13 protein-coding genes are annotated in these 13,382 nt (G+C 66.2%); 8 read left to right on the top strand and 5 right to left on the bottom strand.

Annotated features, from left to right (window positions below; all coding sequences use genetic code 11):
- Window positions 1-11: 11 nt before the first annotated feature.
- On the bottom strand, window positions 12-1,232 hold the full coding sequence (locus ACVW16_RS10015) for a helix-turn-helix domain-containing protein (RefSeq protein WP_456736035.1): 1,221 nt from the start codon (window positions 1,230-1,232) through the stop codon (window positions 12-14).
- Window positions 1,233-1,331: 99 nt separating this feature from the next.
- Here ACVW16_RS10015 and ACVW16_RS10010 point away from each other — a divergent pair, with 99 nt between their 5' ends.
- Both ACVW16_RS10010 and ACVW16_RS10005 read left to right on the top strand, forming a co-directional pair.
- Window positions 1,332-2,117, top strand: a complete 786-nt coding sequence (locus tag ACVW16_RS10010) for a DUF899 domain-containing protein (RefSeq protein WP_456699077.1) — start codon at window positions 1,332-1,334, stop codon at window positions 2,115-2,117.
- Window positions 2,114-2,371: a hypothetical protein gene (locus ACVW16_RS10005; RefSeq protein ID WP_456699076.1), complete on the top strand. Its 258-nt coding sequence runs from the start codon at window positions 2,114-2,116 to the stop codon at window positions 2,369-2,371. The genes ACVW16_RS10010 and ACVW16_RS10005 overlap by 4 nt, the downstream gene beginning before the upstream one ends.
- 79 nt (window positions 2,372-2,450) lie before the next feature.
- On the opposite strand, the gene ACVW16_RS10000 is transcribed toward ACVW16_RS10005, so the two are convergent.
- Window positions 2,451-3,155 carry a L,D-transpeptidase gene (locus ACVW16_RS10000; RefSeq protein ID WP_456736034.1) on the bottom strand — a complete coding sequence of 235 codons (705 nt, stop codon included), beginning with the start codon at window positions 3,153-3,155 and terminating at the stop codon, window positions 2,451-2,453.
- Between the two features lie 274 nt (window positions 3,156-3,429).
- Between ACVW16_RS10000 and ACVW16_RS09995 the strand changes: the two genes are divergently transcribed.
- The 3 genes from ACVW16_RS09995 (at window position 3,430) to ACVW16_RS09985 (ending at window position 6,002) form a co-directional block, all read left to right on the top strand.
- Window positions 3,430-4,482 carry a glycosyltransferase family 4 protein gene (locus ACVW16_RS09995; RefSeq protein ID WP_456736033.1) on the top strand — a complete coding sequence of 351 codons (1,053 nt, stop codon included), beginning with the start codon at window positions 3,430-3,432 and terminating at the stop codon, window positions 4,480-4,482.
- Between the two features lie 34 nt (window positions 4,483-4,516).
- Window positions 4,517-5,206: a methyltransferase domain-containing protein gene (locus ACVW16_RS09990; RefSeq protein ID WP_456699073.1), complete on the top strand. Its 690-nt coding sequence runs from the start codon at window positions 4,517-4,519 to the stop codon at window positions 5,204-5,206.
- 136 nt (window positions 5,207-5,342) lie between these two features.
- Entirely contained in the window at window positions 5,343-6,002 is a 660-nt protein-coding gene (locus ACVW16_RS09985) for a hypothetical protein (RefSeq protein ID WP_456736032.1), read from the top strand.
- A gap of 179 nt (window positions 6,003-6,181) precedes the next feature.
- On the opposite strand, the gene ACVW16_RS09980 is transcribed toward ACVW16_RS09985, so the two are convergent.
- Window positions 6,182-7,846 (bottom strand): aminotransferase class III-fold pyridoxal phosphate-dependent enzyme, encoded by a 1,665-nt coding sequence (locus tag ACVW16_RS09980; RefSeq protein ID WP_456736031.1) that lies wholly within the window; start codon window positions 7,844-7,846, stop codon window positions 6,182-6,184.
- A 35-nt stretch (window positions 7,847-7,881) separates the two neighbouring features.
- Here ACVW16_RS09980 and asd point away from each other — a divergent pair, with 35 nt between their 5' ends.
- Together asd and ACVW16_RS09970 are read left to right on the top strand one after the other, a co-directional pair.
- Window positions 7,882-8,745, top strand: coding sequence for an archaetidylserine decarboxylase (gene asd, locus ACVW16_RS09975; protein WP_456736030.1), 864 nt, complete (start codon window positions 7,882-7,884; stop codon window positions 8,743-8,745).
- Window positions 8,746-8,812: 67 nt separating this feature from the next.
- Window positions 8,813-9,385: an NUDIX hydrolase gene (locus ACVW16_RS09970; protein ID WP_456699069.1), complete on the top strand. Its 573-nt coding sequence runs from the start codon at window positions 8,813-8,815 to the stop codon at window positions 9,383-9,385.
- Window positions 9,386-9,507: 122 nt separating this feature from the next.
- On the opposite strand, the gene ACVW16_RS09965 is transcribed toward ACVW16_RS09970, so the two are convergent.
- On the bottom strand, window positions 9,508-10,929 hold the full coding sequence (locus ACVW16_RS09965) for a FecR domain-containing protein (RefSeq protein WP_456738212.1): 1,422 nt from the start codon (window positions 10,927-10,929) through the stop codon (window positions 9,508-9,510).
- A gap of 176 nt (window positions 10,930-11,105) precedes the next feature.
- The gene (locus ACVW16_RS09960; protein ID WP_456736029.1) at window positions 11,106-11,894 is read right to left on the bottom strand and encodes a DUF2147 domain-containing protein; all 789 of its coding nucleotides are present in this window, start codon (window positions 11,892-11,894) and stop codon (window positions 11,106-11,108) included.
- A gap of 289 nt (window positions 11,895-12,183) precedes the next feature.
- On the opposite strand from ACVW16_RS09960, the gene ACVW16_RS09955 reads away from it, so the two are divergent.
- The gene (locus ACVW16_RS09955; RefSeq protein ID WP_456736028.1) at window positions 12,184-13,377 is read left to right on the top strand and encodes an extensin family protein; all 1,194 of its coding nucleotides are present in this window, start codon (window positions 12,184-12,186) and stop codon (window positions 13,375-13,377) included.
- Window positions 13,378-13,382 lie beyond the last annotated feature (5 nt).

Below are 13,382 nucleotides of genomic sequence, written 5' to 3'. Positions count from 1 at the left end.
CGGTTCACATCTTAAGTCTTGAGCAGCGGTCCGGGGAGTAACAAGCCTGTCGGGAAACCCGGAACTGGCGGCGTCATCCAGCGCCGCGCCCGGCCGTGTCCGAACGACTGCACCTTGTTCGATCGGGCGAGCTCCTCGAGCGCCCGCTGCACCGTGCGTGCGCTCATGCCAAGCGCGAGCGCCAGCGCCGAGCTTGCCCATGGCTCGCCGTCGGCGAGAAAGGCGAGCACTGCGGCGTGCTTCTCCTCGACGGGGCGCGCCAGCACGATCACGTCGCGGGTCCTGCGCGGCGCCAGTTCGAACCCTTGCTTGGTCGCGCTGATGTCGGCCAGCGGCTTGAGCTCAGTCCGGAGCCGTCCGATCTCGACGCGCAAGCGGGCACGGTGCGATTCATCGACGTGCCTGGCCTGGAAAGCGCCTGATATCAGCGCCTCGCGCGAGACGTCCGCGGGCCAGGCTTGCGCCAGGAGCCGGGCGAGCGCGAACAGCACCGGCCGCGTTCCCAGTGACACGGCCGTGCCTTGCCTGCGCACGACATGATGGAAGGTGTCGACGACGAGCGCGGTCGAGGTTGCCAGCCTCTCGACCTCGCCGAGCAACAACGGGTGTTCGCTGCCGCGCGCGATCAGGCGTGCGGCCGGCGTGTCGAGGACGAGCCTCGCGCCGTCGACCTCGGCCACCAGCGCCGGGATGTCAGCCTGCCTCGCGGCGCGAGCCGCCAGGTCGAGCGCCGCGCGCGCGTCTTTCGATTTCAACCGCCTGATGGCGATGCCGGCGACCACGAGCTCGCGAACGACCCGGGATGCGGGCGGGAGCGCGGCGCCGCCGAGTTCGCCCATGATGCGTTCGGCCTCGTCGATCCTCCCGAGCAGGACGAGACGGCGAGCCTCGATATGACCGGCGTGAGCGGCATTGGCGAGATCGCCATGGCTCGCGAGCGTCGCCCGCGCCGCCGTGAGCGTCTTCGCCGGCCAATTCAGGTCGCGCGAGACCAGCGCGATCTCGGCTTCGGCCACCACGCACCGCGCGCGCGCGACCGCCTCACGCGGACCGAAGGCGCGCGCGGCGCTGCGCAGCAGCGTTTTGGCTTTCGCGAGATCGCCGAGCTGGGCCATCGCGATGCCGCGCAGCGCCAGCGACGGCGCATCGTTGCGCAACGCCACGCGGTTCAGGGCGCCGAGCGGATCGCCGGCCTCCAACGCCCGCGCGGCGGCCGTGATCAGCGAGTCCATGAAAATCCCGCCACACTTGTTACTCCCACCGTGCCGCCATCAGGTGCGAGAACTCTCCCAGGGCCGACGATGTGCGGCGAGCGAGAGATTTGGAGAGCCATGATGACATCAGCAGACAAGGCAGCGACGAACGGACAGCCCGCCATGCTAACACCGCCCGTGGTGTCGCCGGAGGAGTGGGAGGCTGCCCGCCAGCTGCTGCTCGTGAAGGAAAAGGCGCATACCCGTGCCCGCGACGCACTCGCCGCCGAACGCCGGCGCATGCCGTGGATGGAAGTGACCAAAACCTACGCATTCGAGGTGCCCCAGGGCAAGGCCAGTCTGCTCGATCTGTTTCAGGGCCGGCGCCAGCTGATCCTGTACCGGGCCTTCTTCGAGCCGGGCGTGTTCGGCTGGCCCGACCATGCCTGCCGCGGCTGCTCCATGGTGGCCGACCAGGTCGCCCATGTCTCGCATTTGAATGCCCGCGACACCACGCTGGTGTTTGCCTCGCGCGCACCGCAAGCCGACATCATCAGGCTGAAGGCGCGGATGGGCTGGAACATTCCATGGGTCACCATCACCGACAGCTTCGATGCCGATTTCGGCGTCGGCGAGTGGCACGGCACCAACGTGTTCTTCCGCGACGGGACCCGCATCTTCCGCACCTATCTGATCAAGAGCCGCGGCGACGAGCAGATGGGCGGCACCTGGAACTATCTCGACATCACGCCGCTCGGCCGCCAGGAGGTCTGGGAGGACTCGCCGGCAGGCTATCCGCAGACGCCGACGTACAAATGGTGGAACTGGAACGACAATTACGAAGCCGATAGCGCGCCGGACAAGAAATGGGTCGAGGTTTCGGACGCCGGCGAGATCGCGCTTCGCGCCAAGGGCGCGCAGTGAGCACCGTCCATTCCGCCGGCGCCGGCCGCGATCGCCGCGAGGCCACAGCCCACCTCGTCCGATGGCTGGGCCTTGCGGCCACCCCAACGTTCGCGATCATGGCCGTGCTGACCGCCGCCTTCAGCGGCGGCCCGGCGGACATGCTCTGCTCCGCCGGGCACGGCCTGTCGCTGGGCGGGATGGTGCCGATGTATCTCCTGATGAGCGCGTTTCATTCCGCGGCATGGCTGCGGCTGCTCTCGGGCCGGAAGTGAAGGCTGGACAGCCACGACACCAAACGGAACGGCCCCGGTCTTGCCGGGGCCGTTGGTCCTCAAGCTCGTTCGCGGCGCGTTACCGAAGCTCCGCGCGGCGCTCGGTCATCGGCAGCACGACCACCTTGGTGCCGACGCTGACGCGGGAGTAGAGATCGGAGACGTCGTCGTTGGTGAGGCGGATGCAGCCGGAGGAGACGTGCTTGCCGATCGTGTCGGGGGCGTTGGTGCCGTGGATGCGGTAGACGGTGCCGCCGAGATACATGGCGCGGGCGCCGAGCGGGTTGCCGGGGCCGCCGGCCATGTGGCGCGGCAGATAGGGCTGGCGCTGAATCATTTCCGGCGGCGGGGTCCAATCCGGCCACTCCGCCTTCTTCGTCACCGACTGGGTGCCCGACCAGGTGAAGCCGTCGCGGCCGACGCCGATGCCGTAGCGGATGGCCTGGCCGTTGCCCAGCACGTAATAAAGATAGGTATTGGGCGTATCGATGATGATGGTGCCCGGCGCCTCGCGCGTCGCATAGGAAACGGTCTGGCGGCGGAAGCGCGCCGGCATCTCCACGGCATCCTGATCTTCGGACGGTGCGGTCTGGTAGGTCGGTGCCTGATAGGGCTGATAAGGCTGAAGCGGCTGCGGGGCGGTCATCGCCGGCAGCGGCTGGAAGAACGGAAACAGCTGCACGGGCGCGGCTTTGGCCGGGCCGGCAAACGCGATTGCGGTCACAGCCACTGCGTTGACGGCAACGGCGCGCGAATAGCTCTTGAACGTATCCAGATTGAACATTGGTCGCCCCTGTTTGCTCGGTGTCGAGAGATCACCGCGGCACCGTTTCGGTGCTCCGTTGGCTAAATCACTAATGGAAAGAAGTTTCGGGAGCTTTGCGCCGAAAACCGAAAACGGTTTCGTCGCGGCAAGGATTGTTTCATGACGGTTTCGTGGCCCGGCCGGGCTGTTAACGAACAAAACAGCGGGCCGACACTTCTGTGACGTCACACGCCTGAAATATCCGTGGTTGATGGTCCTAAGCCGAGAATCATCAAACTCTCGGGATTTCCCCATGCGGGTATTAATCGCGACCGACGCCTGGCATCCGCAGGTCAACGGAGTGGTCCGGACGCTGACCTCGCTCGCTGCGGCCGCCAAGGCCCTCGATGTCGAGATCGACTTCCTGACGCCTGACGGCTTCAGGTCCTGGCCGCTGCCGACCTATCCGGGCCTGCGCATCGCGCTGCCGAGCGGCAAGGAGATCGCGCGGCGCATCGAGAGGTCCGCGCCGGAAGCCCTGCACATCGCGACCGAAGGCCCGATCGGCTGGGCCGCGCGTGCCTATTGTCGCCGCAACCACCTCGCGTTCACGACGTCCTATACGACGCGCTTTCCGGAATATGTTTCGGTGCGGACCGGCATCCCGGCGAGCGTCGGCTATGCCGTGCTGCGTCACTTCCACGATGCCGCAGCCTTGACCATGGTGGCGACGCCGTCGCTGCGGCAGGAGCTCGCAGGTCGCGGCTTCAGGCGGCTCGGCTTCTGGGGGCGCGGCGTCAACACCGAGCTGTTCCACCCTGACGCTCCGGCCAGGCTCGACCTGCCGGGCCCGATCTTCATGACCATGGGCCGCGTGGCGGTCGAGAAGAATCTCGAAGCGTTTCTTTCGCTCGACCTGCCCGGCACCAAGGTCGTCGTCGGCGATGGCCCGCAGAAGCCGGCGCTGGAGAAGAAATATCCTGAAGCCGTTTTCCTCGGCGAGAAGAACGGCGCCGATCTGACCGCGCATCTCGCCGCCGCCGATGTCTTCGTGTTCCCGAGCCTCACCGATACGTTCGGCGTGGTGCAGCTCGAGGCGCTCGCCTGCGGTACGCCCGTCGCCGCGTTTCCGGTGACGGGTCCGAAAGACGTCATCGCCGATCATCCGATCGGTGCGATCGACAATGATCTGCGCGCCGCGTGCTTGCGCGCGCTCACCATGTCGCGGGAGACCTGCCGCAATTTCGCGCTGGAGCGCTCCTGGGAGAACAGCGCGCGCCAGTTCGTCGGCAATCTCACCTCACTCCAGCCCAGCCGTGCCTTGCGCGCTTCGCCTCGCGTGGCGCGGCGGCCGGTGCGCGGCTGATCCATATTTTTGACCCACAGCGAGAACCTCATCGATGGCTAAGATCATGAACCTTGACGGCACCCAGCAGCTCGACCTTACCCGTGGCTCGGTCGAGCAGGCCTACGACCGCTGGGCGCCCGTCTACGATCTCGTGTTCGGCGGCGTGTTCGCCAAGGGCCGCCGGGCCGCGATCGCAGCCACCAACAAGATCGGCGGCCGCGTGCTCGAAGTCGGCGTCGGCACCGGCATTTCGCTGCCACTGTACGCTCCGCATCTGCGCATCTTCGGCACCGACATTTCGGACGCGATGCTTGACAAGGCCCGCCGCCGCGTTCGCGAAGGCAGCCTCAAGAACGTCGAGGGCCTTGCGGTGATGGACGCCGAGAAGCTCGAATTCCCCGATAATTCCTTCGATGTCGTGATGGCGCAGTACGTCGTCACCGCCGTGCCGAACCCGGAGAAGGCGCTCGACGAATTCGCCCGCGTGCTGCGTCCGGGCGGCGAGTTGATCATCCTCACCCGCGTCAGCGCCGACACCGGCATGCGCCGTTTCATCGAGCAGAAGCTGCAGCCGGTGGTGCGTCCGCTCGGCTTCCGCACCGCCGAGTTCGCCTGGTCGCGCTATGCCAAATGGCTGGCCGGCGCTGAGGGAATCGAGCTCGCGGAACGCCGCCTGATTCCGCCGCTCGGTCATTTCTCGCTGGTGCGCTTCCGCAAGGTCGACATCGCCAAGGCGGCGTGAGTCGAGGCTGCCGCCGCTCACGCGTTCGCGTCCGTCACCGCGTCGCTGCACATCGTCACATGACAAAATGATGATGTCACACGACCTACATCGAATCCCTGTAAATCCGGAACCCGAAAGCATTTTGGGGGAGAGCATGATCAAGAATTACCTCGAACAGCTGCGGATCCAGCGCTGGGACGACCATCGCTATTATCATCACAGCCGCATCAATCAGAGCCTGCACTTCGTCAGCGCGCTGAGCTTCCTCTTTGCCTATCTCTGGCTGTTCGTCGATCCCATGATCTCTGCGCTGGTCGGCTGGCTGGTCTCGATGACCTCGCGCCAGGCCGGTCACTTCTTCTTCGAGCCGCATGACTACGACCACATCAACCAGGCGACGCACGAGTACAAGGAAGACATCAAGGTCGGCTACAACCTTCAGCGCAAGGTGGTGCTGATGGCGATCTGGGCGGCGTCCCCGCTGGTGCTGTTCGTCGATCCCACGCTGCTCGGCCTGTTCACGCCGTGGGCGAGCGCTGCCGACTTCATGCGCCAGGTGGCGAAGATCTGGCTCGTGATCGGCGGCGGCGGTCTTCTGTTCCGGACCGTGCAACTGTTCTTCATCCGCGATGTCGAGACCGGCCTGGTCTGGATGACCAAGATCCTGACCGACCCCTTCCACGATTTGATGCTCTATCGTAGCGCGCCGCTCGCTTTGATGCGCGGCGAACTGATGGACCCCGGCTTGCATCTCAACCCCGAGCACACGCTGGGTCTGATCGGCGAGCCCGACCTCGAAGAGCAGCACGCCTGATACGGCATCTGCCCAGAACGCAAATGTCCATGATCTGCGTCATGCCCGGGCTTGTCCCGGGCATCCACGTCTTCTTGCCGTCGCGTGGAAACGCGCGGATGGCCGAGCATGGGCGAGCGGAAGCGACGCCGTCCTTTGGACGGCCATGCCGGGCCATGACGGCGTCGGAGAAGCTCGTCTCAGCCTCCGAAGCGCTTGGCCAGCATCTCTTTCAAAATCTGCCGCTTGATGGTCTTGTTGGTGAGCGCGCCGTCGTGCCACCAGAAGCCGTCGGCCTTCATCTTTTCAGCGGCGCGGACGAAGCGGTCGGCGACCTCGCCGAAGTCCGCGTCGGTGTAGTTGAGGCTGAAGATCAGCCGGCCGGTGCCGACCCAGCTCAGCGCCAGGCCTTCGGCACGCAGGTAATATTGCAGCAACCAGTTGTAGCGGGACGGTGTGGTGTATTTGACCGTCCAGATCGACGAGAGGTTGGCGAACTGCACCGGCAGCTTGGCATCACGCATCATCTTGTTGAGCCGCTCGACGCGGCCGTTCCAGGTCGCGTCCAGGCCGTCATAGATGGCGCGGAAGTTCGGCGAGGCGAGCCGGCTCAGGAACTCGTCCATCGCCGTCATGACATAGGGATGCGAGTTGAAGGTGCCGCGGGCGAAGCAGATGTCGGCAGGACGATCGTCGCGGAAGCGGCGCATCAGATCCTTCCTGCCGCAGACCGCGCCGACCGGCAGGCCGCCGGCGAGGCTCTTGCCGTAGGTCACCATGTCGGCCTTGATACCAAAATATTCCTGGGCGCCGCCGGCGGCGAGACGGAAGCCGACGAAGACCTCGTCGAAGATCAAGACGATGCCGCGCTCGGTGCAGACCTCGCGCAGCTTCTTCAGCCACTCGGTATACGCCGCGCGGTCGAAACTGCCGCCGCGGGAGGAATCGACCAGCGAGGAATCGCCCGGCGCGTTGCCGTTCGGGTGCAGCCCCTGCAGCGGATTGACCAGCACGCAGGCGATGTCCTTGCGTGTGCGCAGCACGTGCAGCGTCTTCTCCGACATCTCGGAGAGGGTGTAGGTCTCGTGCGCGGGAAGCGGATTGCCGACGCCGGGTTGCACGTCCCCCCACCAGCCGTGATAGGCGCCGGCGAAACGAACCAGATGCGTGCGCTTGGTGTGGTAGCGTGCGAGCCGTACCGCCTGCATCACGGCCTCGGTGCCGGACATGTGGAACGAGACTTCGTCGAGGCCGGAGATCTGGCACAGCCGCTGCACGTTCTCGAGGATGACGGGGTGGTAGGGGCCGAGCACCGGACCGAGCGCATGCGCCCGCTTCTCGGAGCCCTCGATGCACTCCTTGTAGAAGTCATTGCCGAAGATGTTGACGCCGTAGGACCCCGTGAGATCGTAGGACGTGTTGCCGTCGACGTCAGTGACGGTGACGCCGCTCGAGGATTCCATGAAGGTCGAAGTGCCCAGGTGCTCGCGGACGAGACGCGAGAACTGGAACGGCACGCGGTAGCTTTCGGTGAAGTTGAGGTCGGAGATCGTTTCGGCCGCTTCCTTCGTCATCGCGCGGCCCCTGGGGTAGCGCTCGGCGTAGAGGCTTGCGAGACGGAAGAAGGCGTCCTTGCGCTGCTTCACCACGTCGTCAGGCGCGCCGTCGCAGCCGAAATAGCGATCGCCCTCGAACTCGTAGAACGGCAGCAGCTTTGCCACCCGGCGCGACATCTTGGAGTGCCCGGCGAGCGAGCGATGCTTGGCGCGGGACAATTCGACCCGCGCCTTGATCTTCGGGAGGACGGCGGCAGCGGAGGCTGCGGCGGCCACGGACATCGAGAGAATCGGGAGTGTCGTTTCCATGACAACAAGCGCTAATACTGCGAGCTGACAGATTCATGACAGTCAAGGCCCTCATCGCCTCTTTCACCCAGCAGGAAGATCTCAACTTCCTGTTGACCAACCGCATCCCTCGCGCGGCGCTGACCCGCTTCATGGGCTGGTTCTCCAAGATCAGGAATCCGCTGGTGCGGGACGGCTCCATCGCGCTGTGGAAGCTGTTCTCCGACCTCGATCTGTCGGAGGCGCGCAAGACCCATTTCACGAGCTTGCACGACTGCTTTACGCGTGAGCTGAAGCCTGGCCTCCGTCCGTTCGATCCGGATGCCTCAGTCATCGCGAGCCCCTCCGACGGCATCGTCGGCGCTCATGGCCGGATCGCCGATACCGAGCTGTTCCAGGTCAAGGGCGCGCCCTATTCGCTGCTCGATTTGCTCGGCGATCCCGCGCTGGCCGAGCAGCACCGCAACGGCAGCTTCGTGACGCTGCGGCTGACCTCGAGCATGTATCACCGCTTCCACGCGCCTTACGATGCGCGTGTCGAGCGGGTCACGCTGATCCACGGCGACGTCTGGAACGTCAATCCGATCGCGCTGAAGCGGGTGGAGCGGCTGTTCTGCAAGAACGAGCGCGCCGTGATCCGCACGCACTTGTCGAGCGGCGAGGCGGTCACGCTGGTGCCGGTCGCGGCGATCCTGGTCGCCAGCATCCGGTTGCACTTCCTCGACATGGTGCTGAACGCGCAGACCAAGGGCCCGGTCAATTTCCCCTGCGACGTCAACGTGACCAAGGGCGAGGAGCTCGGCTGGTTCGAGCACGGCTCGACCATCATCATCCTCGCGCCGGGCGACTTTTCATTCTGCGACGGCATTGCCGAAGGGACGCGCATCCGTGCCGGTCAAGCGCTGCTGAGAAGAAGCTAGCCTTCAATCCGCCGTCCCCGCCGCCTATATCGTCGCCGGGGACGATTTCGATGCTACGGACTTGGTGATGGCACGAGCGCCGGTGATGGCGGCGGGTGGTATTGTGCTGCTGCGGCGTGGCGACACGCCGCTGATCGCCATCGTGCGCCAGCGCAAGCGCAATGAGTGGGTTCTGCCCAAGGGCAAGCTCGACGACGGCGAGACGCCGAAACAGGCGGCGCACCGCGAGGTGCTGGAGGAGACCGGCCACGACGTTGCCATCCACGAATTTCTGGGCACGCTCGGCTACCAGTCGGGTGGCCGATCCAAGATCGTGCACTTCTGGCGGATGGAGGCCGTGGGCGGCCAAGTCCGCAAGCTCATGAACGACATCAAGGCGGTCGACTGGGTGACGCTGGACGACGCGCTCGCGCGTCTGTCGCGCGAATATGAGCGCGCCTTTCTCACCGAGGTCGGCCCGATCGCGATCGCGGCGGCCCGGCTCGCACCGTCACCCCCGGCGGAGCCGACGACGACGTTGGCGGCCGACAACATGGATGCGGTCGTGCAGACCCTGACGCCGGCTGAGGCTGATTCGGTCGATGAGCCGCGGCCCGGCCTGTTGCAGAGGGTGAAGGCCTGGTTGCGCGGCGAGGCCTGAGGTCTCTCCACATCATCATTGCGAGGAGCTCTTGCGACGAAGCAATCCAGACTGCTTCCGTGGAGACAGTCTGGATTGCTTCGCTGCGCTCGCAATGACGCGGAGGGGCTGGTGCGCCTTCTCTACCGTTTTTTCCTCTCCTTCGGCGCTGGAGCCGGCGCGGGCTTGCGCGGCACGGCGGGGCGCGCGCCGGGGAGGCGCTGCTGGAAGCCGGGCTGGCGCGGCGCGGCGCCCTGTTGCGGCTGGACGGCTGGCTGTGTGCCGGGCTGCAATCCGGTGCGCGGCGGTTGCGGCGTGGTGCCATTCGGCTGCGCCGGCGTAACCGCGCCAGGCTGCTGCGGAGATTGTCCGCTGCGCTTTGGCTGCGTCGCCCCGCCCGGTTGCGTGGTGCGCGGCTGGGCGGGCGGTTGCGCAGTGGCTGGCTTCTGGCCCGGTTGCTGCTGACCTCGTTGCGTGCCTTGTTGCGTGCCTTGGCCCGTGCGCGGCGTGCCGGGCTGTGCGGCGCCACCTTGCCGTTGCGGCTGTTGCTGAGTCGGCGGCTGCTGGCCCGGACGGTTGTTTTGACCAGGCTGGCCGTTCGGCCGCTGCGGCTGTTGCTGGTTCGGCGCCGGGTTCGGACGCAATTGCTGTTGCTGCGGCGACTGCGCCGGCCGAGGAATCCGGCTGACCGCGCTCGGGTTGGCGCGGCGGAAATCGCGCTGCTCGGTGACGATCTGGCGGCCCGTGGTCTGCGCCGCGTGGACCTGGCTGACGATGCCGCGATCGCGCTCGATCTGCTGCGGCGGGATGGTGATCGGCACCGCCGCAAAGCGCATGCCGCCCGGGCCGGCCGCACCGGGCCGGATCGCAAAGCCGCTCGACCCTTGCGTCAGCGAGCCGAGCCGCGTGCCACTGGCGCGATCGTTGACGTCGATGTGGCCGACCCGGCCGTCAGCGTCGGGGTAGAGCTTGATGTTGACGTTGCTGGCGCTGGTTGCGGCCGCGTTCTCGGGAACGTCGACGACACCGGTGGTGCCGCGGATGCCAAGCGTCGCGGTCGGCGTCGCGATCTTCATGTCGCCGGTCTTGGCCACTGCAGCGGCGACGAAGGCGACCGTGCCCTTGCCGATGTCGAAGATCGCCGAATTCTGCTTGCCGCCATCCTCGTAGACGTAGGTGTCGATGGTGATCTTGGCGCTCGCGGAGAGGTTGAACGTGGTGGCGTCGTTGAAGGTGATGCCGAGCGACGAATTCGAGGACGTCTGCACGATGTCATTGAGATAGATGTCGTCGCGTACTTTCAGCGGATAAGAGTTCTTGTCGCGGACCACGGTCGCAATGCCCGTCACGGTCGCGACGTTGCCGATCGGCTCCGCGGCGGCGGATTGCGCATCAGTTGACGGCGTCGGCGCTGCTGAAGGTGTTGGGGAGGTGGCAGGCGTCGGTTGGGCCTGCGGCTGTGTTTGCGCGAGCTCGATCGCGTCGGACGCGCGCGCATGATCCGCGCCGGCCAGCGGCAGCGCCAGCAGCGGCAAAGCAAACACGACGCGGCGCCAAGCCACCAGCATAGCCACGAATGAGGTCCCCATGAGAAGGCGAGGCAAATCTGGCCGATATCAGCCGGAGATTGCTGAATGGCGGATGAACATCTGTTGCATGGAAACGGTGAACGTTCAAACGCCACGTCCCTGAAACAGGGACGTGGCGTCCATAAGAACAAGAAGGCTTGCCGATCGAAGTCTCAGCTCACCCGCTTCCAGGTCTGGCCGCCGCAGAACATTCCGCCGAACGCGCAGCCCTGCACGCGCATCGCGTTCGGGCCCTTCATGGCGATCGTCGAGTCGTAATTGCGACCGGAGTCGGGATCGTGGATGCGGCCGCTCCACTTGGCGCCGTCGGGCTTCATGTTGATCAGGATCCGCTCATTGGTCTTCTCGGCATAGCCGCAGAGATTGGGACCGCATTGTTCGACCCGGACATTGCCCTTGTTCTCTTCGGTCGCCCATACGCCGATCGGCGTGGTGGCGGCCTGTACCGGTGCTGCCGCAGCGGGAGCAGGCGGCGGCGCATAAGCGGGAGCCGCGGCAATCGGCGCGGGCGCGACCACGGGAGCGGGGGCTGCAACCGGCGCAGGCTGCGAGAGCGTGTCGACGGACGGCGCCGCGGTGACATCAGTGGCTGGCGCAGCGGGAGCAACGGTGGGCGCGGCCGGCGCTGTGGCCTGCATCGGCGCCTGTTGCACGGGCGGCTGCGGCGGAGCCGGCGCAGGCTGCGCAGTCGTCGTCGATGGCGTGGTGGCGTCATCGTCCTTGGAGCCGCCGAGGCTGTTGAGGTTGATGTCGTTGAGCCTGATCGGCTTGTTCGACAGGCCCGGTGCCACGATGGCGACGCAATCGAGCGAGGCACAGTTGCGCGGCGTCTCGATGCGGATGTGCTGGCCTTGGATCTGGAACGAGATCGAATTCCCGGCATGCGCGACGGCAGTCGAGGCGAGGAACAGTGCGGTGGCGGCGATGGTGAGCTTGTTCATGACAATCTCCGAAAGAGCGTGGTCCCGAGATGGACTGAAGTCGGCCGTAGACCGGATGTGGTTCGACCCTATGCCTGACACACCAGGCCTTCTGTGATGGACCTCACAACGCCTGCCCGGGTGGCTGACGGCGCATGCGAGGGAGATTGCGCATGAACGTCTCGCCCGCATCGCGGCGCCTTGCCCACCATCACGACGGCCGCCCTGCGCGCGCGCGGCCGGTATGGTTAAGGAAAGCTGAAATCAACGTGTTGAAGAGTCTTTAAGTAAATTCACCGAACGTGCGTACATGACGCGCGGAGTTCGTTTGTATCTCGTCGGCTCCATCGTCCTCGCATCGCTCGCGGGTTGCGGACGCGGCTTGTTCCAGGCCGAACGTGAACCGTGGCGGGCCGAGGCCGAAGCGGCGTGCCTGAAATCAGGCGCCGTCAAAGAGAGCCCCGACATCGTCCGGATCGATCCGATCTCCGGACCCGGCATGTGCGGCGCTGAATTTCCGCTGAAGGTCGCCGCGATCGGCGAAGCCACCGGCAGCTACGGTTTTGCCGACGAGGAACTGCGCCCGCCCGGCAATGTCGGCAACCAGCCGCGCTGGCCGGTGACGCAGCCGCAATCGAATTATCCCGCATCCGGCTATCCGCAGCGGTCGAACTATCCCGAGAGCGCGGTGCGCCAGCCCGCCGGCTATGGCGCGTCGTCGGCTCCGGTGTCGCTCAGCGCGCCCGGCGTCGCGCCGCAGGAGGACGAGATCGATCTGCCGCCCGAGGGCACCGATGCCGAAGGCGCGGCGCGCTACATGAATGCGCCGAGCTATCCGGCACGGCCGCCCGCGCCTTACTCCCAGGCGCCCGCGCAGCAGCCGCTGCCGCGTCTCGGTCCCGCGCAGGGCAATGCTGTCGCCGCCGTCGGTCCGGTCATGGTGAAGCCGACGGCGACGCTGGCCTGTCCGATTGTATCCGAGCTCGACCGCTGGTTTGCCGACAGCGTGCAGCCGTCGGCGATGCGCTGGTTCGGCGCCCGCGTGGTCGAGATCAAGCAGATCTCCGCCTATTCCTGCCGCGGCATGAACGGTAACCCGCACGCTCATATCTCCGAGCACGCCTTCGGCAACGCACTCGACGTCGCCGCATTCACGCTCGCCGACGGCCGCCGCATCACCGTGAAGGACGGCTGGCACGGCATGCCGGAAGAGCAGGGCTTCCTGCGCGACGTCCAGGCGGGCGCGTGCGCGCATTTCACCACCGTGCTCGCGCCGGGCTCGAACGTCTATCACTACGATCACATCCACGTGGACTTGATGCGCCGCGCCAGCCGCCGCCTGATCTGCCAGCCGGCCGCGGTGTCCGGCGAAGAGGTGGCCGCGCGTGCGCAGCGGCGCAGTCCGTATGCGAGCAATCGCGATCCCGCCGTGACCGGCTCGCTCGGCACGCACAAAGGCAGGCACGACAGGGGCAGCGAGGAAGACGAGTCCTCGGACGATTAAACGCG

Source organism: Bradyrhizobium sp. USDA 4474, from assembly GCF_054057515.1.
This window is presented reverse-complemented; position numbering and strand designations above follow the sequence as displayed.

Excerpts from the sequence above, each read along its gene's own strand:
- ACVW16_RS09990 (WP_456699073.1), top strand. The coding sequence starts at position 4,517 with ATGGCTAAGATCATGAACCTTGACGGCACCCAGCAGCTCGACCTTACC.
- ACVW16_RS09955 (WP_456736028.1), top strand. The coding sequence starts at position 12,184 with ATGACGCGCGGAGTTCGTTTGTATCTCGTCGGCTCCATCGTCCTCGCA.
- ACVW16_RS09970 (WP_456699069.1), top strand. The coding sequence starts at position 8,813 with ATGGCACGAGCGCCGGTGATGGCGGCGGGTGGTATTGTGCTGCTGCGG.
- ACVW16_RS10000 (WP_456736034.1), bottom strand. The coding sequence starts at position 3,155 with ATGTTCAATCTGGATACGTTCAAGAGCTATTCGCGCGCCGTTGCCGTC.
- ACVW16_RS09985 (WP_456736032.1), top strand. The coding sequence starts at position 5,343 with ATGATCAAGAATTACCTCGAACAGCTGCGGATCCAGCGCTGGGACGAC.
- ACVW16_RS09980 (WP_456736031.1), bottom strand. The coding sequence starts at position 7,846 with ATGGAAACGACACTCCCGATTCTCTCGATGTCCGTGGCCGCCGCAGCC.
- ACVW16_RS09995 (WP_456736033.1), top strand. The coding sequence starts at position 3,430 with ATGCGGGTATTAATCGCGACCGACGCCTGGCATCCGCAGGTCAACGGA.
- asd (WP_456736030.1), top strand. The coding sequence starts at position 7,882 with ATGACAGTCAAGGCCCTCATCGCCTCTTTCACCCAGCAGGAAGATCTC.
- ACVW16_RS09960 (WP_456736029.1), bottom strand. The coding sequence starts at position 11,894 with ATGAACAAGCTCACCATCGCCGCCACCGCACTGTTCCTCGCCTCGACT.
- ACVW16_RS10010 (WP_456699077.1), top strand. The coding sequence starts at position 1,332 with ATGATGACATCAGCAGACAAGGCAGCGACGAACGGACAGCCCGCCATG.
- ACVW16_RS10015 (WP_456736035.1), bottom strand. The coding sequence starts at position 1,232 with ATGGACTCGCTGATCACGGCCGCCGCGCGGGCGTTGGAGGCCGGCGAT.